The 20,461-nt window shown below is 65.6% G+C and carries 16 protein-coding genes and 1 tRNA gene; 3 read left to right on the forward strand and 14 right to left on the reverse strand.

Annotated elements, in window-relative coordinates; genetic code table 11:
* Nucleotides 1-193: 193 nt before the first annotated feature.
* The 5 genes from ACMDW7_RS03490 to ACMDW7_RS03510 form a co-directional block, all read right to left on the reverse strand.
* Nucleotides 194-1,165, reverse strand: a complete 972-nt coding sequence (locus ACMDW7_RS03490) for a TerC family protein (protein ID WP_377305534.1) — start codon at nt 1,163-1,165, stop codon at nt 194-196.
* 333 nt (nt 1,166-1,498) lie between these two features.
* Complete coding sequence (locus ACMDW7_RS03495; protein WP_377305532.1) at nt 1,499-1,870, reverse strand: DnaJ family domain-containing protein; 372 nt, start codon at nt 1,868-1,870, stop codon at nt 1,499-1,501.
* Between the two features lie 65 nt (nt 1,871-1,935).
* Nucleotides 1,936-3,735 (reverse strand): aspartate--tRNA ligase, encoded by a 1,800-nt coding sequence (gene aspS / locus ACMDW7_RS03500; protein ID WP_377305530.1) that lies wholly within the window; start codon nt 3,733-3,735, stop codon nt 1,936-1,938.
* Between the two features lie 268 nt (nt 3,736-4,003).
* Entirely contained in the window at nt 4,004-4,618 is a 615-nt protein-coding gene (locus tag ACMDW7_RS03505; protein WP_377306150.1) for a DUF502 domain-containing protein, read from the reverse strand.
* A gap of 59 nt (nt 4,619-4,677) precedes the next feature.
* Entirely contained in the window at nt 4,678-5,013 is a 336-nt protein-coding gene (locus ACMDW7_RS03510) for an FmdB family zinc ribbon protein (protein WP_377305528.1), read from the reverse strand.
* 319 nt (nt 5,014-5,332) lie between these two features.
* On the opposite strand from ACMDW7_RS03510, the gene ACMDW7_RS03515 reads away from it, so the two are divergent.
* Entirely contained in the window at nt 5,333-7,597 is a 2,265-nt protein-coding gene (locus ACMDW7_RS03515) for a xanthine dehydrogenase family protein molybdopterin-binding subunit (RefSeq protein ID WP_377305526.1), read from the forward strand.
* 125 nt (nt 7,598-7,722) lie between these two features.
* Here the strand turns inward: ACMDW7_RS03515 and ACMDW7_RS03520 are convergent, their stop codons facing one another.
* The 3 genes from ACMDW7_RS03520 to ACMDW7_RS03530 form a co-directional block, all read right to left on the reverse strand.
* Nucleotides 7,723-8,922, reverse strand: a complete 1,200-nt coding sequence (locus ACMDW7_RS03520) for a hypothetical protein (protein WP_377305524.1) — start codon at nt 8,920-8,922, stop codon at nt 7,723-7,725.
* On the reverse strand, nt 8,919-11,231 hold the full coding sequence (locus ACMDW7_RS03525; RefSeq protein WP_414859606.1) for a formylglycine-generating enzyme family protein: 2,313 nt from the start codon (nt 11,229-11,231) through the stop codon (nt 8,919-8,921). The genes ACMDW7_RS03520 and ACMDW7_RS03525 overlap by 4 nt, the downstream gene beginning before the upstream one ends.
* A gap of 163 nt (nt 11,232-11,394) precedes the next feature.
* Nucleotides 11,395-12,582 (reverse strand): MFS transporter, encoded by a 1,188-nt coding sequence (locus ACMDW7_RS03530; protein WP_377305518.1) that lies wholly within the window; start codon nt 12,580-12,582, stop codon nt 11,395-11,397.
* A gap of 110 nt (nt 12,583-12,692) precedes the next feature.
* Here ACMDW7_RS03530 and rocF point away from each other — a divergent pair, with 110 nt between their 5' ends.
* A complete protein-coding gene (gene rocF, locus ACMDW7_RS03535) occupies nt 12,693-13,613 on the forward strand; it encodes an arginase (RefSeq protein WP_377305516.1) in 921 nt (306 codons plus the stop codon).
* A 283-nt stretch (nt 13,614-13,896) separates the two neighbouring features.
* On the opposite strand, the gene ACMDW7_RS03540 is transcribed toward rocF, so the two are convergent.
* The 6 genes from ACMDW7_RS03540 to ACMDW7_RS03565 all read right to left on the reverse strand — a co-directional run bounded on the left by ACMDW7_RS03540 (nt 13,897) and on the right by ACMDW7_RS03565 (nt 19,419).
* Complete coding sequence (locus tag ACMDW7_RS03540; protein WP_377305514.1) at nt 13,897-14,535, reverse strand: 50S ribosomal protein L25/general stress protein Ctc; 639 nt, start codon at nt 14,533-14,535, stop codon at nt 13,897-13,899.
* Nucleotides 14,536-14,670: 135 nt separating this feature from the next.
* Nucleotides 14,671-15,627: a ribose-phosphate pyrophosphokinase gene (locus tag ACMDW7_RS03545; protein ID WP_377305512.1), complete on the reverse strand. Its 957-nt coding sequence runs from the start codon at nt 15,625-15,627 to the stop codon at nt 14,671-14,673.
* 171 nt (nt 15,628-15,798) lie between these two features.
* Nucleotides 15,799-15,875 (reverse strand) — tRNA-Gln (locus tag ACMDW7_RS03550).
* A gap of 55 nt (nt 15,876-15,930) precedes the next feature.
* A complete protein-coding gene (gene ispE, locus ACMDW7_RS03555) occupies nt 15,931-16,815 on the reverse strand; it encodes a 4-(cytidine 5'-diphospho)-2-C-methyl-D-erythritol kinase (RefSeq protein ID WP_377305510.1) in 885 nt (294 codons plus the stop codon).
* Entirely contained in the window at nt 16,808-17,419 is a 612-nt protein-coding gene (locus ACMDW7_RS03560) for a lipoprotein insertase outer membrane protein LolB (RefSeq protein ID WP_377305509.1), read from the reverse strand. The genes ispE and ACMDW7_RS03560 overlap by 8 nt, the downstream gene beginning before the upstream one ends.
* A gap of 152 nt (nt 17,420-17,571) precedes the next feature.
* A complete protein-coding gene (locus tag ACMDW7_RS03565; protein WP_377305507.1) occupies nt 17,572-19,419 on the reverse strand; it encodes a tetratricopeptide repeat protein in 1,848 nt (615 codons plus the stop codon).
* A 103-nt stretch (nt 19,420-19,522) separates the two neighbouring features.
* On the opposite strand from ACMDW7_RS03565, the gene mutM reads away from it, so the two are divergent.
* A complete protein-coding gene (gene mutM, locus ACMDW7_RS03570) occupies nt 19,523-20,365 on the forward strand; it encodes a bifunctional DNA-formamidopyrimidine glycosylase/DNA-(apurinic or apyrimidinic site) lyase (protein ID WP_377305505.1) in 843 nt (280 codons plus the stop codon).
* The last annotated feature ends 96 nt before the right edge of the window (nt 20,366-20,461 follow it).

A 20,461-nucleotide genomic window follows, 5' to 3' on the forward strand; every position in this document is an offset into this window, starting at 1 on the left:
GCCCCGATCCGACATCGAAGATCCGCTCTGGGAGCGGATCTTCAGCCCAAAATGGCTGGAAACCCGCACCAGACAAGCGGAATCAGTGGCGCACGGGGCTCGCGCAAGCATGCGCTCGCTCCTCGCCCGGCACGGCGCGGTGCGCCGTGAAACCCCGGTCTCGGCGCCCGATGCATTGCGAAAGCGATCCGGATCAGCTCGGCTCGGCCGCCTTCTTCTCCTGCTCGCTGCGCTTCCAGGACAGCCACATCGTGACCGTCAGGATCGTCGCCACCACGCCCAGGGACACGACAACGGGGATCTTGTAGATGTCGATCAGCAGCATCTTGCAGCCGATGAAGACGAGGATGATCGCCAGTCCGTACTGCAGCAGCGAGAAGCGGTTGGCCAGCTCAGCGAGCATGAAGAACATGGCTCGCAGGCCGAGGATGGCGAAGATGTTGGAGGTCAGCACGATGAAGGGGTCGGTCGTGATGGCGAAGATCGCCGGGATGCTGTCAACGGCAAACACCACATCGATCACGCCGATCATGAGGATCACCAGCAGCATGGGCGTGGCGATCTTCACGCCGTTCTGCACGGTGAAGAATTTCTCACCGTCGTACTTGTCGCTCACCTTGATGAAGCGCTTGAAGAACTTGAGCAGCGGGTTGTCGTCGAGCGACTCCTCCTCGTCGCCGCCGTGGCTCCACATCTTCCAGCCGGTGTAGACCAGGAAGGCACCGAAGAAGTACAGAATCCAGTGGAACTTCTCGATCAGGATGGCGCCAATCAGGATCATCACCGTGCGCAGGACGATGGCCGCGATGATGCCGATGGTCAGCGCACGCTTCTGGAACTCCTGTGGCACCGCGAAATACGTGAAGATCATCAGGAAGACAAACAGGTTGTCCACCGCGAGCGACTTCTCGATCAGGTAGCCCGTAAGGAACTCCATCGACTTCACGTTGGCCACTTCACGGCCCACCGTACCGTCCAGGTAGAACCACAGGCCGGCGTTGAACGCGAAGGACAGGGCCACCCAGATGGCAGACCAGATCACCGCCTCGCGAAAGGTCACGCGGTGCGGGCCCTGATTCTTGAGGGCAACAAAATCGACGATGAGCGCGATGATCACGAGGACCGCGAACACGCTCCAAAGCAAAGGACTCCCAATCTGGGTCATGGCAATAGATTCCCTGATGATTCTTGGATGTGGATGAGCAGCTCAAGGCGAGCTTGCGCATTGAAGGTCTCGCCCACGTCAGGGATGGATGGCTGCTGCCACCGCTTGACCGCCGTTGTCCTCGCAGCCGCGGCTGCTTTCCTGCAACGGGGTTCTATTGAGACGCCGCTGTGACCGGGTCTGGCGTGAAGCCGACCGTACTGACGACCACAACGTGTTTGGAGCTACTCCCCTTCAACCGGCTGAATTACAGCCGATCTAGGGAAACACCGGAGGCGCAAACCCTGAGTGCTTTCCCTATCGATGGCAGGGAAATTGCCTCAAGCGCACGCCTTAAGTCGCTGTGGCGCGCCGTGCTTCGAGCTGTGCCATGAGCTGCGCTCGGTATTGCTGCAAGGCGAGCGTGTCCCCGCGCATGGCCTCGGACAGCAGCCGCAGCTTCAGCGCGGCGCGCCGATCGGCACCGTCCATCTCACCGAAGACCTCACGCTCCAGATCAGCGAGTTCGTTGATTCTCTGCAACTCGTCAGGCAGGTAGCCCGCGTTCTTGAGCACCCGATAGGCCATGCGCAGCTCGGCGGGCAGGTGCGCGTCCTCATAGAGATCCAGGGGCTTGCCGGCGCCCGGCAGATTGTCGAAGTCGCCACGCTCGCGCGCCGCGCGGATGTGGGCCTCGATCAGGTCATCGGTCATCGACAGCGGCATGGCAGCCTCCAATGCAAAGAGGGCACGGAACTCCGTGCCCTCTTTTTACTGCTGCTTGCGATGGCTCAGGCAGTCGGCGCGCTGGGCGGGTTGCGGAGTTTGATGTGAAGTTCGCGCAACTGCTTCTCGTCCACCGGGCTGGGTGCCTGGGTCAGCAGACACTGGGCACGCTGGGTCTTGGGGAAGGCGATCACATCGCGGATCGAGTCTGCGCCCGTCATCAGCATCACGAAGCGGTCCAGGCCGATGGCGATGCCGCCGTGCGGCGGTGCGCCGTACTGCAGGGCATCAAGCAGGAAGCCGAACTTCATGCGCGCTTCTTCCGCGCCGATTTTCATGGCGAGGAACACCTTGCTCTGCACGTCCTCGCGGTGGATACGCACGCTGCCGCCGCCCAGCTCGATGCCGTTGAGCACCATGTCATAGGCCTTGGCCTTGCAGGCACCGGGGTTGGTCTCCAGCCAGTCCACGTGCTCGTCCTTCGGGCTCGTGAACGGATGGTGGCAGGCCACCCAGCGCTGGTTGTCCTCGTCGAACTCGAACATCGGGAAATCAACCACCCACAGGATCTCCCACTCGCCCTGGGACAGGCCCCGAGCCTTGCCGAACTCGCTGTGGCCGATCTTCACGCGCAGCGCGCCGATGGCGTCGTTCACCACCTTGGCCTTGTCTGCGCCAAAGAAGATCAGGTCGCCGTTCTGTGCACCGGTGCGCTCCAGGATCGCCTTCAGGGCAGTGTCGTGGATGTTCTTGATGATCGGGCTTTGCAGGCCGTCGCGGCCGGCCGCCAGATCGTTGACCTTGATGTAGGCCAGACCCTTGGCCTGATAGATCTTCACGAACTCGGTGTAGGCATCGATCTCGCTGCGGGTCATCTCTGCGCCGCCGGGCACGCGCAGGCCCACCACGCGGCCACCGTCCATGTTGGCTGCGCCGGCAAACACCTTGAACTCCACGTCCTTCATCACGTCGGTGAGTTCGGTGAACTTCATCTTCACGCGCATGTCCGGCTTGTCGCTGCCGTAATAGAACATGGCGTCGTCGTAGCTCATGACCGGGAACTTGGCCGGCAGATCCACACCGATCGAGGCCTTGAACACGTGGCGGATCATGGCTTCGAAGATGTCGCGAATTTCCTGCTCGTTCAGAAAGGTGGTCTCGCAGTCGATCTGCGTGAATTCCGGCTGACGGTCGGCGCGCAGGTCTTCGTCGCGGAAGCACTTGACGATCTGGTAGTAGCGATCGAAGCCCGCCACCATCAGCAGCTGCTTGAACAGCTGCGGGCTCTGCGGTAGAGCGAAGAACTGGCCGTCATGCACGCGGCTGGGCACGAGGTAGTCGCGCGCGCCTTCGGGCGTGCTTTTGGTGAGCATCGGCGTTTCCACGTCGATGAAGCCGCGCGAGTCCAGATACTTGCGCACCTCGATGGCGACCTTGTAGCGCAGCATCAGGTTTTTCTGCATTTCCGGGCGGCGCAGGTCCAGCACGCGGTGCGTCAGGCGCGTGGTCTCGGAGAGCGTGTCGTCATCGAGCATGAAGGGCGGCGTGACCGAGGCATTGAGCACCTCGATCTCGTGGGCCAGCACTTCGATCTTGCCGCTCACGAGGTTGGCGTTCTCGGTACCGGCCGGGCGCGGACGCACCTTGCCGGTGACCTTCACGCAGTATTCGTTGCGGATGCCTTCGGCCACCTTGAACATCTCGGGGCGGTCGGGGTCGCAGACGATCTGCGCCAGACCCTCGCGGTCGCGCAGGTCGATAAAGATCACGCCGCCGTGGTCACGGCGCCGGTGCACCCAGCCATACAGCGTGACGACTTGGCCGTCGAAGGCCTCGGAAATCTTGCCGACGTATTCGGTTCTCATTGTGGGACTCTCGAACTCAAGGATCGTGGGGCTTCCGCGCGCAGGCGTGGAAGCTGGGATTCGGGCGCTTGGGGTGCTGCTTGCGGAACGCTCAGCCACCGGGGACGAAAACTTTCAGGGTTGAGCAGGTGCCAGCGGCTCAACCCTTGAGATTTCGATTCGCGCGCACGCCGGCGCACCGGGCGGGACCGGTGATGCGGAAGCGGGCGGGCGCAAACATGGTGGCAGGCGCTTTGAGTGTGGAAACTTCAGGCGTGAAAGCCGGAGTTTAGCGAACCGCTCCGGGCATCGGGTCGTGGTGGGGCGCCGGGATGGGCTCGCCGCGCGGCACCACCACCCCCAGACTGACAATGAACTTGAGCGCCTCGTCCACGCTCATGTCCAGTTCCTTCACCTGCTCGGGCGCAAGGATGATGATGTAGCCGCTGGTCGGGTTTGGGGCCGTCGGTACAAAAATGGTCTGTGGCTCGGTGCCGAGAAGCCCGGTGATCTCGCTGCCGGGGCTGCCCACCGCAAACCCCACGCTCCAGGCGCCGGCGCGCGGAAACTCCACCAGCACCGCCTTGCGGAAGGCCTGGCCGGACGGCGACAGGATCGTGTCCGAGACCTGCTTCACGCTCGAATACACGCTGCGCACGATGGGGATGCGCGCCAGCAGGCGCTCCCACCAGCCCAGCAGCTGGCGCCCCGCAAAGTTGCTTGCGGCTGCGCCCACGATCAGCAGTACGGCGACGACGAGGATCACTCCCAGGTAGGGGATGTGAAAACCGAGCAGCTTGTCCGGCTGCCAGTCCGGCGGCAGCAACTGCAGGGCCTTGTCCATCGTGGACAGGACAAGATCCAGCACCCACAGCGTGATGACCAGCGGCACCAGCACCAGCATGCCGGCGATCAGCCAGCGGCGCAGGCGTGCGCCCCACCCCTTGCCCGGACCCGGGCCGCTCACGCGCTGGGGGCTGCGGGTGCAGCGGGAGCCGGAGCGGGTGCGCTGGCCGGGGCCGCCGCTGCGGGCGCGGCGGCAGGAGCGGATGCCGGCGTGGCAGCGGGCGTGCCCGCATCGGCCGCCTTGGCGTCCGCGCTCTCGGTCTTCTTGCCGCCGTCACGGAAGTCCGTCACGTACCAGCCGCTGCCCTTGAGCTGGAAGCCGGCAGCGGTCAGTTGCTTCTTGAGTGCCGGCTGGCCGCAGGCGGGGCAGTCGGTCAGCGGGGCATCGGACACCTTTTGCAGGGCGTCGTGCGTGTGCCCGCAGGCGTCACACTTGTAGGCGTAGATCGGCATGGTCTGGGATGCTGGGTTGGAAGCGCGGGATCGGCAGCGGCGCCGACGCTCGTGCGCAAAGGTGGGGCCTGGGTCCAGCGCATCAAGCCCCGGTTCGAGCCCCGCGCAAGCGCGTTGCGTGCACGCTTGCGCTAACGCCTTGAATTTTATGGGTGTTTTTGCAAACCCCGGGCGCTGAATTCGCGCCGCAGCGTGCCGCCTTGCCTGTCCCGGCTTGTAACACTCCTCCAGTCTGTGCTCTGCCAAGGGCCGACGCCCTGCACGTATGCTTGCCCTCCCTGAAACCGAGGACGGCCCCACGCACAAGGGCCCCGGCTGAATGAAGCGACGAACTTTTCTGTTGGCGGGTGCCGGCGCGCTGGGCGTGCTGGTGGTGGGCTGGGGGGTGATGCCGCCCAAGAGCCGCCTCGGTACGGCTGCCGATCTCGGCAATCTCGGTGAATCGATTGCGCTGAACGGCTGGATCCGCATTGCGCCGGACAACACAGTCACCATCGCCGTGCCGCGCAGCGAAATGGGCCAGGGTGTCTTCACCGCGCTGCCCATGCTGGTGGCCGAGGAGCTGGATTGCGCGCTGTCGCAGGTGCGGATCGAGCAGTCGCCCATGGGCGACATCTACGGCAACGTGGCCATGCTCGTCGACAGCCTGCCCATGCACCCGGACGATCACGGCCGGGGCGTGCATGCCGGTGCTGCCTGGGTGGTGGGCAAGCTGGCCCGCTCGCTCGGGCTGCAAGTGACGGGCGGCTCGTCCAGTGTGAAGGATGCCTGGGGGCCCATGCGCCTGGCTGGCGCGACCGCGCGCGGCATGTTGCTGGCCGCAGGTGCCGCCAAGCTGGGCATGGCCGCGGCGGACTGCATGATCCAGGACGGCGTGGTTCGCGCTCGGGACGTCGCAAAAAGCAAGCAGACCGTGAGCTTCGGCGAGATCGCCAAGGATGCGCTCTCGCGCCCCGTGCCGGACGTGCAACTCAAAAGCCCGAAGGACTTCCGGCTGATTGGCAAACCCGCCAACCGGATCGACGCCGCACCCAAGACGACCGGCACGGCAGCCTTTGGCATCGACACGCGCCTGCCCGGCATGCGCTATGCCGCCATCCGCATGTGCCCCACCTTTGGCGGCGCGCTGCAGCGCGTGGACGCCGATGCCATCCGCGAGATGCCCGGCAACCCGCGCGTGGTCACCCTGCCGGCCGCGCTCGGCGCCCAGGCCGGGGTGGCCGTGATTGCGGACACCTGGTGGCAGGCCAAGCAGGCCGTGGACAAGCTGCCAGTGGTCTGGGATGCCGGCCGCAACCAGACGCTCAGCACATTCGAGTTGCAGCGCAGCCTGAGCGACGCGCTGGCCGCACAGTCCGGCTTTTCGTACCACGACCGCGGCGATGGCGAGGCCGCGCTCAAGACGGCTGCGAAGCAGCTCACCGCGCGCTACACGGCGCCGCTGCTGGCCCACGCCACCCTGGAGCCGATGAACTGCACCGCGCAGTTCGCAGACGGCACGCTCACCCTCTGGACGCCGACGCAGGTGCCGGGTCTGGCGCACCTGTTCCTCGGCAAGCTGATGGGCATCGAGTCCGATCGCATCAAGATCAATGTCACGCTGCTGGGCGGCGGTTTCGGCCGGCGTCTCGAGCTGGACGTGATCGGTCAGGCCGCATTCATCGCCGGGCAGGCGGGCGGCGCGCCCGTGCAGCTGATCTGGAGCCGCGACGAAGACACCCGGCACGACATGTACCGCCCCATGGCGATTGCCGATTTGCGCGCGGGACTTTCGGCCGATGGCCAGCTCGCGGTGCTCGCCACAAAGCAGGCCAGCGAATCCGTGGTCTACAGCTTTTCCGAGCGCAACATGCCAGCCTTTGCCGCCCGCACACCGGACAAGACCACCGACGAGGGCCTGTTCGATCGGCCCTATGAAATTCCCAACCAGAGCCACCGGCAGGTCACCGTCGAAAGCCCGGTGCCCGTCGGCTTCTGGCGCAGCGTGGGCCACAGCATGAACGCCTTCTTTGCCGAAGGCTTCATGGACGAATGCGCGCACGCTGCGGGCAAGGACCCGCTCGCGTTCCGGCGCGATCTGCTCAGGAACCATCCGCGGCATCTGAAGGTGCTCGACACCGCAGCCGAGAAGGCCGGCTGGGGTCGCAAGCTCGATGAGGGCCGCGCATTGGGCATCGCCCTGCACCAGAGCTTCGGCTCGATCGTCGCGCAGGTGGCCGAGGTGTCGGTGAGCGGCAAGGACATCCGCGTGCACCGCGTCTGGTGCGCCGTGGACTGCGGCATGGCCGTCAACCCGAACATCATTGCCCAGCAGGTGGAAGGCAGCGTGATCTTCGGCCTGACCGCCGCGCTGTGGGGCGAGGTCACGATCAGGAACGGCGCCGTCGAACAGGACAACTTCGGCGCTTACCGCCTGGCCCGCATCAACGAAGCACCGCAGGTGGAGACCTACATCATCGCCAGCAGCGAAGCACCGAGCGGAATTGGCGAACCCGCCACGCCGCCGATCGCGCCGGCCATTGCGAATGCGGTGTTCATGCTGACGGGGCAGCGACTGCGCAGTCTGCCGCTGCGGCTGTCTTGACCCGAAAAATCTGAATCGGCTCCCAGAGCCATTCTTCAGGACAAAATGGCTGAAGAATGGCTCCAGACGAGTGGAAAGCAATGCTTTGTATTGCGTACTGAAGGTGCGTGCGCACCGTCAGCGCGTCAACGCCCACACGCTCTTACGTCGCGCACCTCGACACGTACCTGCTCCACCGGGCATGAAGGAGTTGGCGAAATGGTCACGGTGTCGCCTAGGAAGCAGTCGCCGGACGCGCCCACAAAGTTGCGGGCCAGGCCCGTGATGCCGCGGGCGTCCCCGGGGCAATGGGCGCTGTAGCTGACGTCGATGCAGCCGACCTTGTTTTTGGCGGACTGCGGTACCACCCCAACCATGTAGTACTTACCTTCGCCCCCCGGGCAGCGGCGAGCAGCGAGTCGCGTGCCGGTGCGAAGGGCGTCGAGCGCGTCGCGCTGTTCGCGCTCCTTGGCCTCGCGCTGCGCGCGCGCCTGCTCCTCCCTGTCGCGCCGCTCCTGTTCACGTTTGGCCTGCAATTGCTCTCGTTCGCGCTCGGCAGCAAGACGTCGCTCCTCGGCCAGACGTGCCTGTTCACGTTCGCGCTCCTCGCGTTCGCGCCGTGCGTCCTCTTCCTTGCGCCGACGCTCTTCCTCGCGCTGTTCGGCTTCGCGCCGTGCCTGTCGGTCCTTGTCGGCCTGGGCGCTTGCGACCTGCCGACTTTCCAGATGCTTGCGCTGGCGTTCGAGCTCCGCCGCTGCCTGTTGTCGCTGCCGCTCCTGCGAGGCCAGGGTCATTTCGCGCACACGGCGCTGGTGGTCCGCCAGGCGCTGCAGGTTGTCCCGGTCCAATTTCTCGCGCCGGGCACGGGCCTCGGCATCCTGTCGGTCGCGTTCGCGCTGGCGCTCGGCGCGGCGCTGTGCATCGCGACGCTGCTCCTGGGCAAGCTGCTCGCGCCGGATCTGCCGGCGCTCACGCTCTGCCGCTTCGCGTCGCTCCTCCTCGGCCTCGCGTTCCCGTCGCTCCTCTTCCCGTTGCTGAGCCAGTTCAAGATCCGCTCGCTGGCGGACCGAAGCCACCAGGTCGCGATCCTCGCGAACCGACGCAAGACGCTCGGCTTTGGCCAGCGCACTGTTCACGCAGGACCAGTTGCGGCGCTGGATGCAGCGCTGCGCCTCCTCGATGTGCGCGCTCATGTCCGCTCGGTCCAACTTGTCGAGCTTCTCGGTCATGTTGAGCAGATCCAGCGCACTCTGAGCGTGCGCGGGCATCAGCAGGGTCCATGTGCAGGCCCAGACCATGAGTACTGCCGTCGCACCACGCAAGACACGGCGGTTGCGCCCGTTCATTGGGCGGTATCCCGTTCACGTACCACCCGCAGGCCGGTAACGACATCGCGCTGGGTCTGCGCGCGTGTGCTTCTGCCCGGAGCATGCGTCAGCAGGTTCCCGGAGAGCAGGTACCACGAGCCGCCGCGCGTCACGAACACGGTGCACTGCGGCGCGACGAGCGCCGAACCGTCCACCGGCGCGTTCGTGTAGCTCGGCTGCCAGCAGTCCTCGACGTGCTCCGCTGCATTGCCAAGCATGTCCGACAAACCCCATGCATTTGGCTTGAATGCTCCTACTGGCGCGGTGTAGGCGAAGTTGTCGTTGCAGGGGCGGTTCGCGCTCTGCGCAAATGCTCGCTCGAACGCTTGATCACGCAGGTTTGCGAATTCGCAGGAGCGTGCGCCTTCGCGCCGCCAGGGCGCCCGCTCACTTGATCCGGCGCGTGCGGCGTACTCCCATTCGGCTTCGGTGGGCAGGCGATACTTTTTTCCGGTCGTGGCGCTGAGCCATTCGAGATAGGCCTTGGCGTCTTGTCGCGATACGCATACCGCCGGGTGATCAGCGCTTTGAGTGAAGCCAGGCGACAGGGTGCTCAGGCCGGGATTGGGTGCGCCAAGCACGATTGATCCGGGGTTAGTGCCGACTTGCACTGGCGCGCAGCCCGCCGTGGCCGGTACTGAAGGTGCTGCGGGTACCGTGCTGCCTGCGTTGACGCCCGGTGCGGCGACGGGTGCTGCGACCGGTGTGGCTTGCGCGCGGGTCCGCTCGAAGGCATCCCACTGCTCGCGGGTCACTTCGACCCGGCCGATGGCGAAGGGCTTGACCGTTACCCAGCGCAAGGGGTATTCGCTATCCGTGGCGCCCTCGGGCGACAGATAGGGAGTGCCCATCTCGAAGCGGCCACCGGGGAGGTTGACGAGCTCCGGGCAGGTGGCACAGTCGCGATACGGCTTCAAGGATGCGGGATCAACGGTCGGCGCAGGAACGGCAAAGTCCCTCGCTACGCGGAAGCCGGTGTGGTTGAACGTCGCTGAATCCGGAATCCACTGAGCGAACAACAGCCAGTTATTGGCAACTGCGTTGAATCTGCCGCCCACGCTACCGAATACCGGGTCCGTGACCGCTGCTCGCCCCACGGCCGATGAACACATGTCGATCGGCGAGCCGTCAGCAGGCTGCTCCGCGAGGCGAACCCAGTTCTCCCAGTTCGCGACACTCGTACTGCCTTGTGAGCGAGATCCGTAGCAGTCGGCCACGAACTCCTGGACGTTGCCGACCATGTCGTGCAAGCCCCACGCGTTCGCGGGGAAACTACCCACGGCCAAGGTCTTGTCCGTGCTCTTCCCGCCGCAGCCGGGGCAGTTTGCAGCACCCGCCTTGAGTTGATCACCCCAGGGCCAAACTGTTGTTGCTCCCGCGCGGGAAGCGTATTGGAATTCGATCTGCGACAGCAGGCGATAGGGTTGACCCGTGCGGCGCGAGAGCCACGCGACGTACTGCTGCGCGTCACGCCACGAGATGTTGATGACTGGCTGGCGACCTCGACCCCACTTGCTGTCGAAGATCATGCCCTCGGTTACGCCCTCAGGCGGGATGCGGCTGCAGCCGCCGGCAGCCGCGCCTGCGGCAACGCAGGCGTCCCACTCCGCGAAGGTGATTTCAAACTTGCCGATCGCAACAGGCGCCAGCAACTCGAAACGGTTGTACCAACGCTGAGATTCAGTCGAACCAGGTACTGCCGGCGCGCGCCCAGGGGGAATCCAGACCATCTCCGGGCATTCCGGGCAGTCTTTGAATGCTTTGCCGTCCCCTGAAACCAAACCTGCTTCCGCAAATCCCTTGTTGACGGCGGCGGCGCGCTCTCGTCGACGCTGGTCTGCCTGTTCGGCGGCCAGCCGCCGAAGCTCTGCCTGACGCGCCGCTGCGGCGGCTTGCGCACGGGCCCGCTCTTCGTCGGCCTTGCGTTTGGCTTCGGCCTCTGCGCGCTTGCGTTCTTCCTCCAGTCGGCGGCGTTCAGCTTCCGCGCGCTGGCGCTCGGCCTCCTGGCGGCGGCCTTCAGCGTTCAGCTCCACTGGGCCAAGCTGAACCTCCACGCGCTTGGCCGCGGCCTCGCCGATGCCGAAGCGCGTTGTGAAGCGCCGCTCGCGCAAGGGATCGACCTTCTTGACTGCGCTCAGCTCAATGTTGCCCGGTTGAACTTCGACGTCCAGCGGGCAATCGCCGCGGTACTTGCCGTTGATTGTGATTTCTGCGCCCGCCGCTTGGCCCTCGCAAACAATTCGTACCGCCGATGGTCTGCCCTGGGCATGTGCTTGTTGCAAAAACATCAGCAGCAATGAAGCCACCACCATTCCGCCAAGGCCCTGTAGTCCCATGCTGTCGTCACTCCCTCATCTTCAATTTCGTGAATTGCGCAGACCATAGACGCAGATGCATTCGGAGGAAGAGGGTGTTCGCTCTTGAGCGAACAAGACCGGTATGGCGGGGCGACTAGGCGCGATCGGAGTGCATACAAAGCGATAACGCCGCGGCGCCGGCGAGTAGCGCTGCGGCTGATGCAAAGGCGCTCGTCAAGCCAGTGGTCTCGATCAGCCAGCCCGCCACCGCCGTGCCGATGCCGATGCCGCTGACGATGAAGGTGGACGACCAGGTGAAGGCCTCGGTGGCGTATTGCTGCGGCCCCAGACGCGAGATCATGAGCGTCTGCGCAGTCAGCGCTGGCGCGATCAGCAGCCCGGCCAAGAAGGACAGCGGCATCATCCACCACACGTCTGGCGCAAGCATGTGCGCTCCGACCATGAGCGCGAGCAGGGCCATGGCCGCACCGTACTGGCGTTCCAGGGGCATTCGCAGGTGCATCGCGCCGTACACCGCCCCGCCGATGGCGCTGCCCACTGAATTGATGGCCAGCAGCGCGCCGCCCACCGCCGGCCAGCCGGCCTGCGTGGCCGCAGCGGCGTAGCTCACCTCGAGCACGCCGAAGCTGAAGGTCAGGCCGAAGTTACAGATGAACACCAGCCAGAGCGGCAAGATCGTCAGCGGGCCGAGCAGGTGGCGCTCGGCGTGCGGTTCATGCTTCCAGTACTTCAGGCCGGGCGAATTGAGGAAGGCCAGCACGGCGAGCGCCGAGCAGGCCACCGCAGCGCCGAAGGCCCAGGTGGGGCTGCCGACGGCCAGCAGCAGGGCGATGAGGGCCGGGCCGAGCGTGAAATTCAGCTCGATGGACACGGCATCCACGGCAAAGGCCATGCGCCGGTCCGGACCGTCATCGAAGCGGTGGCGCCAGAGCGTGCGCGAGAGCGTCGTGATCGGTGTCACAAACGCGCCGCCCACGATCGCCAGGAGCAGGGCGTCGGAGAAGTCCGGGCGCTTGAGTGCACTGATCATCAGCAGCGCGAGTGCAAGCGGCTGCACCACGCCCGTGATGCGCAGCGGCCAGAGCGGGCCGACGCGGTCGATCAGCCGCCCCTGCACCGGTGCGGTAATGGCCATGGCAATGAAATACGCGCCGACCACTGTGCCCGCCTGCGCAAAGCTGCCCAGGGCCTGCTTCAGGAACATGAGCATCGCAAAGCTCATCATCGCCACCGGCAGGCGCGAGATCACCGTGAACAGCACGATGGCCTTCACGTCAGGCAGGGCGAAGAAGCTGCGATAAGGGTCGAACAGGGCGCGCATCGGTTCGTCATTATCCGCAGCCCCTGCCACAAAGCTGTCAGCAGGCTGCGGCAGAGCAGCTTGTTGACAGCGATGAGCGAACACAAGCGCAAGCTGCGAGAATGCGCGCCATGAACAAGATCGTCAGCCTGATTGGCGTCCCCACGGACATTGGCGCGGGTGCGCGCGGCGCGAGCATGGGGCCGGAGGCCCTGCGTGTGGCAGGGCTCATTCCCGCGCTTCAGGGCCACGGCCTGCAGGTGCTGGATCGCGGCAACCTCAGCGGCCCGGCCAACCCCTGGCAGCCGCCGGTGGAGGGCTACCGCCACCTGCCCGAGGTGGTGCAGTGGAACCAGGCCACGCACGAGGCGGTGTACGCGGAGTTGGCCGCCGGGCATCTGCCGATCATGCTCGGCGGCGACCACTGCCTGGGCATCGGATCCATTTCCGCCGTGGCGCGCTGGTGCCGCGAGCAAGGCAAGAAGCTGCGCGTGCTCTGGCTGGATGCCCATGCCGACTTCAACACCAACGAACTCACGCCCAGCGGCAATGTGCACGGCATGCCGGTGGCGGTGCTGTGCGGCTACGGACCGAAGGAACTGGTGGAGATCGGCGGCACAGTGCCGGCCATCAAGCCCGGTGTGGTGCGGCAGATCGGCATCCGCAGCGTGGACCAGGGCGAAAAGCGCTTCGTGCACGAAGTGGGACTGGAGGTGTTCGACATGCGCTACATCGATGAGATGGGCATGCGCCACACCATGGAACTCGCGCTCGGTCTGATGGACCCGAACACGCATCTGCACGTGAGCTTCGACGTGGACTTTCTCGACCCCGAGATCGCCCCCGGCGTGGGCACCACCGTGCCCGGTGGCCCGACCTATCGGGAGGCGCAGTTGTGCATGGAGATGATCGCGGACACCGGCCTGCTGGGTTCGCTGGACGTGGTGGAGCTCAACCCGGCGCTGGACGTGCGCAACAAGACGGCGGATCTGGCCGTGGATCTGATCGAAAGCCTGTTCGGCAAGAGCACGCTGATGCGCAAGGACCGCTGACCTTCATTGGCCGATAGTGTTTGTTATTGAGATGGGCAAATTGCCGTTTCCGATTGTCTGATGCGCGGAAAGTGGCATTTATCTTCTTTGAATTACTTGTCCGAAAGTGAATTAATAAAGCGTCGGTGCGCTTCTTCAGGCACCCAGTGCACACGTCCGCTTGATGCCGAGCACACCCGCAAAACGAAAAGCCCGCCGGAGAACCGGGCGGGCTTTTTGTTTCTGCCAGACTGGTTCTGCGGCGCACCGTGCGAGGGCGCGGCCGCAGACGGCTTGAGGCGACTTACTTCTTGGCCGGGGCCTTGGCAGCCGGAGCAGCAGCCGGAGCAGCAGCCGGAGCGGCTTCGGCTTCTTCCTTCTTGCCGCCGGGCAGCACGGTGGAGGCGATCACGAAGTCGCTCTTGCCGTGCATGACCACGCTCACACCCTCAGGCAGCTTGAGATCGGAGACGTGCAGGCTCTTGCCAGCTTCCATCGTCGACAGATCGACGGCGATGAACTCGGGCAGCAGCTTGGGCAGGCAGGAGACTTCCACTTCGTTGATCGGGTGGTTGATCATGCCCTTGGAGAGCTTCACGGCCGGGCTGTTCTCGGCGCCGGAGAAGTGCAGGGGCACCTTCATGTGTACCGGCTTGTCAGCATCCACGCGCTGGAAGTCCACGTGCAGGACCAGCTGGCGGAAGGGGTGCATCTGGTAGTCACGCAGCAGGGCCAGTTGCGGCTTGCCATCGATCTCGAGATCGAGGATCGAAGAATGGAACTTTTCCTTCTTCAGCGCGTGATACAGGGTGTTGTGATCGATCTCGATCTGCGTCGGGGCGGCCGAGCCACCGTAGACGATGCCCGGCGTCTTGCCGGTATTGCGCAGGCGGCGGCTCGCACCCGTGCCCTGCAGCTTGCGAGTTTCAGCAGCGATTTTCATGCTGAGTGTCCTTTCATCAACACGTTCGACCGCGACCAGTCTGAACGTGGTGCATGGCAAACGGCCCATGCGCCGGTGGGAGCAAGTCGCTCCCGAGGCATCCTCGCACCGTCAGGCGCGAGGACGCCAGATGCCTTACTCCATGAAGAGCGAGGACACCGAGTCTTCGCGCGAAATGCGCAGAATCGTTTCGCCGAGCAGATTGGCCACCGACAGCGAGCGGATGCGGCCGCAGGCGGCGCCTTCGGCAGACAGCGGGATCGTGTCGGTCACCACCAGCTCATCGAGCGAGGAGGTGGCAATGCGGTTCACCGCACCGCCGGACAGCACGGCGTGCGTGCAGTAGGCCATGACGTGCGTGGCGCCGCGCTCCTTGAGCACCTGGGCGGCCTTGCACAGGGTGCCGGCGGTATCCACCATGTCGTCCATGATGATGCAGGTGCGGCCTTCGACTTCGCCGATGATGTTCATCACCTCGGCCACATTGGCCTTGGGGCGGCGCTTGTCGATGATCGCCAGGTCGCACTCCAGGCGCTTGGCCAGCGCGCGGGCGCGCACCACGCCACCCACGTCAGGGCTGACGACCATCAGGTTGTCGTAGGAGTGCTTCCAGATCTCGCCCAGCAGCACGGGGGCGGCGTAGACGTTGTCCACGGGGATGTCGAAGAAGCCCTGGATCTGGTCGGCATGCAGATCCATGGTCAGCACGCGGTCCACCCCGGCGGCCTGCAGCATGTTGGCCACGACCTTGGCCGAGATGGGCACGCGCGAGCTGCGCGGGCGACGGTCCTGGCGGGCGTAGCCGAAGTAGGGCATTGCCGCGGTGATCCGGCCGGCCGAGGCACGCTTGAGCGCGTCGGTCATCAGGATCAGTTCCATCAGGTTGTCGTTGGTCGGTGCGCAGGTGGGCTGCAGGATGAACACGTCGCGGCCGCGGACGTTCTCGAGCAGCTCGACCATGCATTCGCCGTCACTGAACTTGCCCATCGAGCAGCGTCCCAGAGACAAACCCAGGTACTTGGCCACGTCCTGCGCGAGCTTGACGTTGGCGTTGCCCGTGAAAACCATCAAGCCGTCGTGATTCAGGTTCATGACGTGTGCGCGGTGAGCGTGGTGGACGTGCGAGGGAGCGCTTTTGAGGCGGATTCTTTGCGCGGGCGCTTGAGAGGAAGACCTGCAGTCTGGCGACCTTCAGTCCTTCAGCCCGGAGCACCTGTGGCGTGTGCCCGTGCTTTGGCCGGCGGTGCTCACCGGCGAGGTGCTTGGCAGGGGAGGAAGGACTCGAACCCTCGCATGTCGGAATCAAAATCCGATGCCTTAACCAACTTGGCGACTCCCCTCCATTTCCTCGTCACTCAAGCCTTGCGGCTGAAGTGCCCAGAAACTGGATCGCGTTCAGTCTGCAAGCGCTGCTGCGGGATATTGATCGAGACTGCTGACCACCCACATGCGCGCCTGAGCAGGTAACGCATTTCGTTCACGCAGACCTTGCAGTGCGGCGTTTGCTGCGGCTTCGCAGTCGAAGGCGGCAAACACGCAGGCACCTGATCCGCTCATCCGGCTGCCGGGCAGGGCCTGTGCAGCGAATTTCACTGCCGGCTCGAGCCGTTCTGCCACCGGTTGCAGGTCGTTTCTGCCAAACAATTCACTGGCAGACGCCGCGCGTACGAAGTCCGAAATTATGACGGACGGCGTGGTACGCGTCAAATCCGGCGCCTTGAAAACGGCTGGAGTGGCGACTCCAACACCGGGGTGCACGACCAGAAACCGGCGCCGCGGCAGTTGAAGCGGCGTCAACTGCTCGCCGATGCCTTCCACCCAGGCGTTACCGCCGCCGATGAAGAAGGGCACGTCCGCGCCGAGTTGCAGGCCCAGTTCGGCTAGCTGAGCGCGCTTGAAACCCAGCTGCCAGAGGTGATTCAGCGCCAGCAGCGTGGTCGCCGCATCACTGGACCCGCCGCCCAGCCCGCCGCCCATCGGGATGCGCTTTTCGACGCGGATCGTGACGCCCGTCAGTGGTCGGTTTGCCGCCCGTTCCAGCAGCCGCGCGGCGCGAATGCAGAGGTCGTCCTCCGGTGCCACGCCCGGCAGGGGCTCGGCCAGGACGATCTGCCCGTCGGTGCGCAGATCGAAGTGCAGGGTGTCGGCCAGATCGATCAGCTGAAAGACGCTTTGCAGCAGGTGGTAGCCGTCGGCGCGGCGGCCGACCACGTGCAGGAACAGATTGATCTTGGCCGGCGCCTGCAGCGTCAGGCTCCGGGCGGGCGCCGCGTCAGTCATCGAGCACGATCCGTACGTTCAGATCCGGCCTGTCCAGGCGCGTGAGCACCAGCAGCGCGGGCGTGCCGTCGATGCGGGCGCGGGCGATACGGATGCTGAAGCCCGCTTGATCCAGCACCGGCAGACCGTTCTGCTCGCCGCGGCTTGCCGGGAGGGCGGGGTCGGGCTCGCCGCGCAGCCAGTAGCGCCAGGCAGAGGCCGGCAGGGCCACGCCGGTCAGGGTCTGCGTCAGGCTGGCGAGGTCTGCGTAGCGCTGCACGCCTTCCTTGGGCGTTTCCAGCTCGGCGCCGTCGCTGCGACTGCGGATGCGCGCCTGAGTGTTGCCAAGCGGGTCGATCAGGTCCAGCTGCAGGCGTTCGCCCTCGCCGAGCTTGAGCAGAAAGGTGGCCTGCCAGCGCGTAGGGTTGCCGCGCTCGTCTTCCGCGGTGAGCGCGACGCGACCGCTGCGCTCGCTGACCCAGGCAGGCGCGCTGCCGCCCTGCGCCACCGCGCCGCTGCCGGGGGGCTCAGGCGCGAGACTCTTGCAGCCCGCCAGGCCGAGCAACGCCGCGAGCATGAGCGCAGACAGGCCGCGCCAGCGAGAAACTCGATTCTTGGAATGCATCAACAGAATTTGTGCGCCGAATCGGCCAAGATCCACACCCCACAAGCGGAAACTGGCCGATCGAGTATTTCAAATAAAAGAAGAAAATAATTTCTTTTGAGGTTCACTTATCAACATTCAGTTGAAAATGAACCCGGCTCGCATCCCAACCTTCAAGGCAGCTGAATCTGAAAGCGCGTCAGCGTGCTGGCGAGCGTCTCATTGGCGGGGTTGAGCTTGCGCGCTTCCTGCCAGAACCTGCGCGCCTCGTCCTTCTGCCCGGCCACCCAGAGCACCTCGCCCAGGTGGGTGGCAATCTCCGCATCCTGCTTCAAGCTCCACGCGCGGCGCAGGGTGGCAATGGCCTCCTTGAGCTTGCCTTGGCGGAACTGCAGCCAGCCCATCGAATCGACGATGTAGGCGTCGTCCGGGGTGAGCGCCAGGGCCTGGGTGAGCAGGGCCTCGGCTTCGTCGAGCCGCTCGTTGCGCTCGGCCAGCGAGTAGCCCAGCGCGTTGTAGGCGTGGGCGTTCTTCGGCTCGGCGGCGATCACTTCGCGCAGCAGGGCTTCCATCTCGTCGTGCCGGCCCAGGCGTTCGAGCGTGAGCGCGAGGTCGTACTTGATGTCGTGCGCGTCCGGGCTGGCGGTGAGTGCGGCGCGCAGCACTGCCTCGGCCTCGCCGGTGCGCCCGGCATCGCGCAGGATCTGCCCCTCGGCCATGGCGATGCGCCTGCGTTCGTTGGGCGTCGATTTGGCCAGCGCTTCGAGCCGGCTCTTGGCGCGGTCCACCCGGTTGAGCTTCGCTTCGGCCAGGGCCGAGCGCATCTGCGCGGTAAAGCGTGCGTCTGGCCGCTCCACGCGGCCATACCAGTCCAGCGCCTCTTCAAAGCGGCGGCGATCCTCGGCAATCGCGCCCAGGTTCAGGTAGGCGTTGGTGGGGTCGCGGCCTTCGTCGTCGTCGATCAGCGTGAGGTATTCAGTGAAAAGTGCCTCGGCCTCGTCGAGCTTGTTGTCCTGCAGATTCATCAGGCCCAGTGCATAGACGGCTTCCTGATCACGCTCGCCGCCCGGCGTGACGGGCGCGGCCAGCGCGGTGAACAGCTCGCGGGCGCGGGCCGGCTGCTTGTTGGTGGCATACAGGCGTGCCAGGCTCATGCGCGCCTCGCGCGCGGCCGGATTGCGGCGGGTGAAGTCCTCCAGCAGCTTGATGGCCTCGGCGGGCTTGTCCTGCAGCAGCTGGGCCTGCACGAGCGCGGCGCGCTCGAAGGCCGGGCGCGCAGCCAGGGCGCGGCGCGAGTAGGTCAGTGCGGCGTCTGGCTGCTTCACCCCGAAGGACGAGATCGCGAGTGCGAGCAGCGCGTCGGCCTGTTCGCCCAGCGGCGCCAGCAGGCGCGTGAGCATGGCGTGGCCCTCATTGCGATCCGGCAGGCGGGCGACGATGCGCTGTGCGTTGCCGATCGCCTCAGCCTTGTTCGGGTCGCTGGCGATGTCGGCGGCGAGCAGCGGCTCAAGAATGTCGCGCTGGTTGCTGCCAGCCAGCAGGGTCCAGGCCGTCTGGCGGGCTTCGCGGTCGTTCGGCGCGAGTGACACCCAGAGCTGTGACGCCGCCAGCGCGCCTTCCAGACGCCCTGCAGAGAGCGCGAATTCCGTGGCGCGGCGGGCGATGCGCGGGTCACGCGTGTCGCGGGCGAGCTGGATGTAGACGTCGTGCGCAAAAGCCGGGTTGCCGCGCTGGGCCAGCACCTCGCCAAGCATCATGCGGCCCAGGATGGGGCCGGTGAGCTCGTTGTCCGGCAACTCGGTGCGCGCAGCCTCGGCCGGCTTGGTGGCTGCGGCCTGAACCGGCTTGGCCGGCGCGCCAGCGGTTGACGTCGCCGCGGGGCCGCCGGGCGTCGCGCAGCCGGCGAGTATCGTCACCGCACCGCCCAGCAGGCTGGCAATCAGCCCGGCACGGCTGCGACGCGCAGGGCGCGCGGGCAGTGCGTGCGAGGGGCTGGAATTCTTGGGGAGCTGCACAGACATCGGGGTTCTCCGGTTTCCGGTCGATGATAGGGGCTGAGTCTTTCGCTTCGCGGTCGAGCACGCAGGCTGCTTGATCCGCGCCGCCTGATGAATCCAGGACACCATGCCAGAGTTGCCAGAAGTCGAGGTCACGCGCCGCGCCATTGCGCAGGTGGCGCTGGGCCATGTGATTGATGAAGCCATCGTGCGCGTGCCGCGCCTGCGCTGGGACGTGCCCGCGGACCTGGCGCGCGTGCTCGCCGGGCGGCGCGTCGCCAGCGTGGCGCGCCGTGGCAAGTACCTGCTGGTTGAATGCACGCACACGCAACGAGCGCCGGGCTGGCTGCTGGTCCATCTGGGCATGAGCGGCAGCTTCACCGTGGTTGCGGCCGATACCCCCCTGCGCAAGCACGACCATGCGGACTTGCGCCTGGGCGATCGCGTTCTGCGGTATCACGATCCGCGCCGTTTCGGTTCGATCGACTGGCTGCCCGTGGCGACCCTGGCCGAGTGCGAGGCGCATCCGCTGCTGGCGGGCCTGGGTGTGGAGCCGCTGTCGGAGCAATTCACGGCCGAGCTGCTCTGGCAGCGCACCCGCGGCCGGCGCGTGGCCATCAAGCAGGCGCTCCTGGCCGGAAACATTGTCGTGGGTGTGGGCAACATCTATTGCTCGGAAGCGCTGTTCCGTGCGGGCATCCACCCAGCGATGCAGGCGCAGCGCCTGAGCCGCGAGCGGGCCATGCGGCTTGTTGCTGCCGTGCGCGAGACATTGACCGAGGCGATTGCCGCCGGTGGATCGAGCTTGCGCGACTTCGTCAGCGGCGAGCAGGAAATGGGTTATTTCCAGGTCAACGCGCGGGTCTATGACCGCGCCGGCCAGCCCTGCCGTGGCTGCGGGAACACGATTCGAAAATTGTTGCAAGGTCAGCGGGCGACGTACTACTGCAGTGTTTGTCAAAAACGCTGAGGCTGCCTCATACTCGCTGAAGTTCTGTTCAAGTAAAGCAACACTGCTCAGGGGCCGGCCCTTGGGACGCCTGCGCCAGCGGACTTCGCGGCGCCG

The organism is Piscinibacterium candidicorallinum (genome assembly GCF_047549485.1).
In the GTDB taxonomy this organism is placed as follows: Bacteria; Pseudomonadota; Gammaproteobacteria; order Burkholderiales; family Burkholderiaceae_C; genus Piscinibacterium; species Piscinibacterium candidicorallinum.

What these genes read in the sequence shown, in the direction of transcription:
- ACMDW7_RS03490 (WP_377305534.1), bottom strand. Translation starts at nt 1,165, where the DNA reads ATGACCCAGATTGGGAGTCCTTTGCTTTGGAGCGTGTTCGCGGTCCTC.
- ACMDW7_RS03495 (WP_377305532.1), bottom strand. Translation starts at nt 1,870, where the DNA reads ATGCCGCTGTCGATGACCGATGACCTGATCGAGGCCCACATCCGCGCG.
- aspS (WP_377305530.1), bottom strand. Translation starts at nt 3,735, where the DNA reads ATGAGAACCGAATACGTCGGCAAGATTTCCGAGGCCTTCGACGGCCAA.
- ACMDW7_RS03505 (WP_377306150.1), bottom strand. Translation starts at nt 4,618, where the DNA reads ATGCTGGTGCTGGTGCCGCTGGTCATCACGCTGTGGGTGCTGGATCTT.
- ACMDW7_RS03510 (WP_377305528.1), bottom strand. Translation starts at nt 5,013, where the DNA reads ATGCCGATCTACGCCTACAAGTGTGACGCCTGCGGGCACACGCACGAC.
- ACMDW7_RS03515 (WP_377305526.1), top strand. Translation starts at nt 5,333, where the DNA reads ATGAAGCGACGAACTTTTCTGTTGGCGGGTGCCGGCGCGCTGGGCGTG.
- ACMDW7_RS03520 (WP_377305524.1), bottom strand. Translation starts at nt 8,922, where the DNA reads ATGAACGGGCGCAACCGCCGTGTCTTGCGTGGTGCGACGGCAGTACTC.
- ACMDW7_RS03525 (WP_414859606.1), bottom strand. Translation starts at nt 11,231, where the DNA reads ATGTTTTTGCAACAAGCACATGCCCAGGGCAGACCATCGGCGGTACGA.
- ACMDW7_RS03530 (WP_377305518.1), bottom strand. Translation starts at nt 12,582, where the DNA reads ATGCGCGCCCTGTTCGACCCTTATCGCAGCTTCTTCGCCCTGCCTGAC.
- rocF (WP_377305516.1), top strand. Translation starts at nt 12,693, where the DNA reads ATGAACAAGATCGTCAGCCTGATTGGCGTCCCCACGGACATTGGCGCG.
- ACMDW7_RS03540 (WP_377305514.1), bottom strand. Translation starts at nt 14,535, where the DNA reads ATGAAAATCGCTGCTGAAACTCGCAAGCTGCAGGGCACGGGTGCGAGC.
- ACMDW7_RS03545 (WP_377305512.1), bottom strand. Translation starts at nt 15,627, where the DNA reads ATGAACCTGAATCACGACGGCTTGATGGTTTTCACGGGCAACGCCAAC.
- ispE (WP_377305510.1), bottom strand. Translation starts at nt 16,815, where the DNA reads ATGACTGACGCGGCGCCCGCCCGGAGCCTGACGCTGCAGGCGCCGGCC.
- ACMDW7_RS03560 (WP_377305509.1), bottom strand. Translation starts at nt 17,419, where the DNA reads ATGCATTCCAAGAATCGAGTTTCTCGCTGGCGCGGCCTGTCTGCGCTC.
- ACMDW7_RS03565 (WP_377305507.1), bottom strand. Translation starts at nt 19,419, where the DNA reads ATGTCTGTGCAGCTCCCCAAGAATTCCAGCCCCTCGCACGCACTGCCC.
- mutM (WP_377305505.1), top strand. Translation starts at nt 19,523, where the DNA reads ATGCCAGAGTTGCCAGAAGTCGAGGTCACGCGCCGCGCCATTGCGCAG.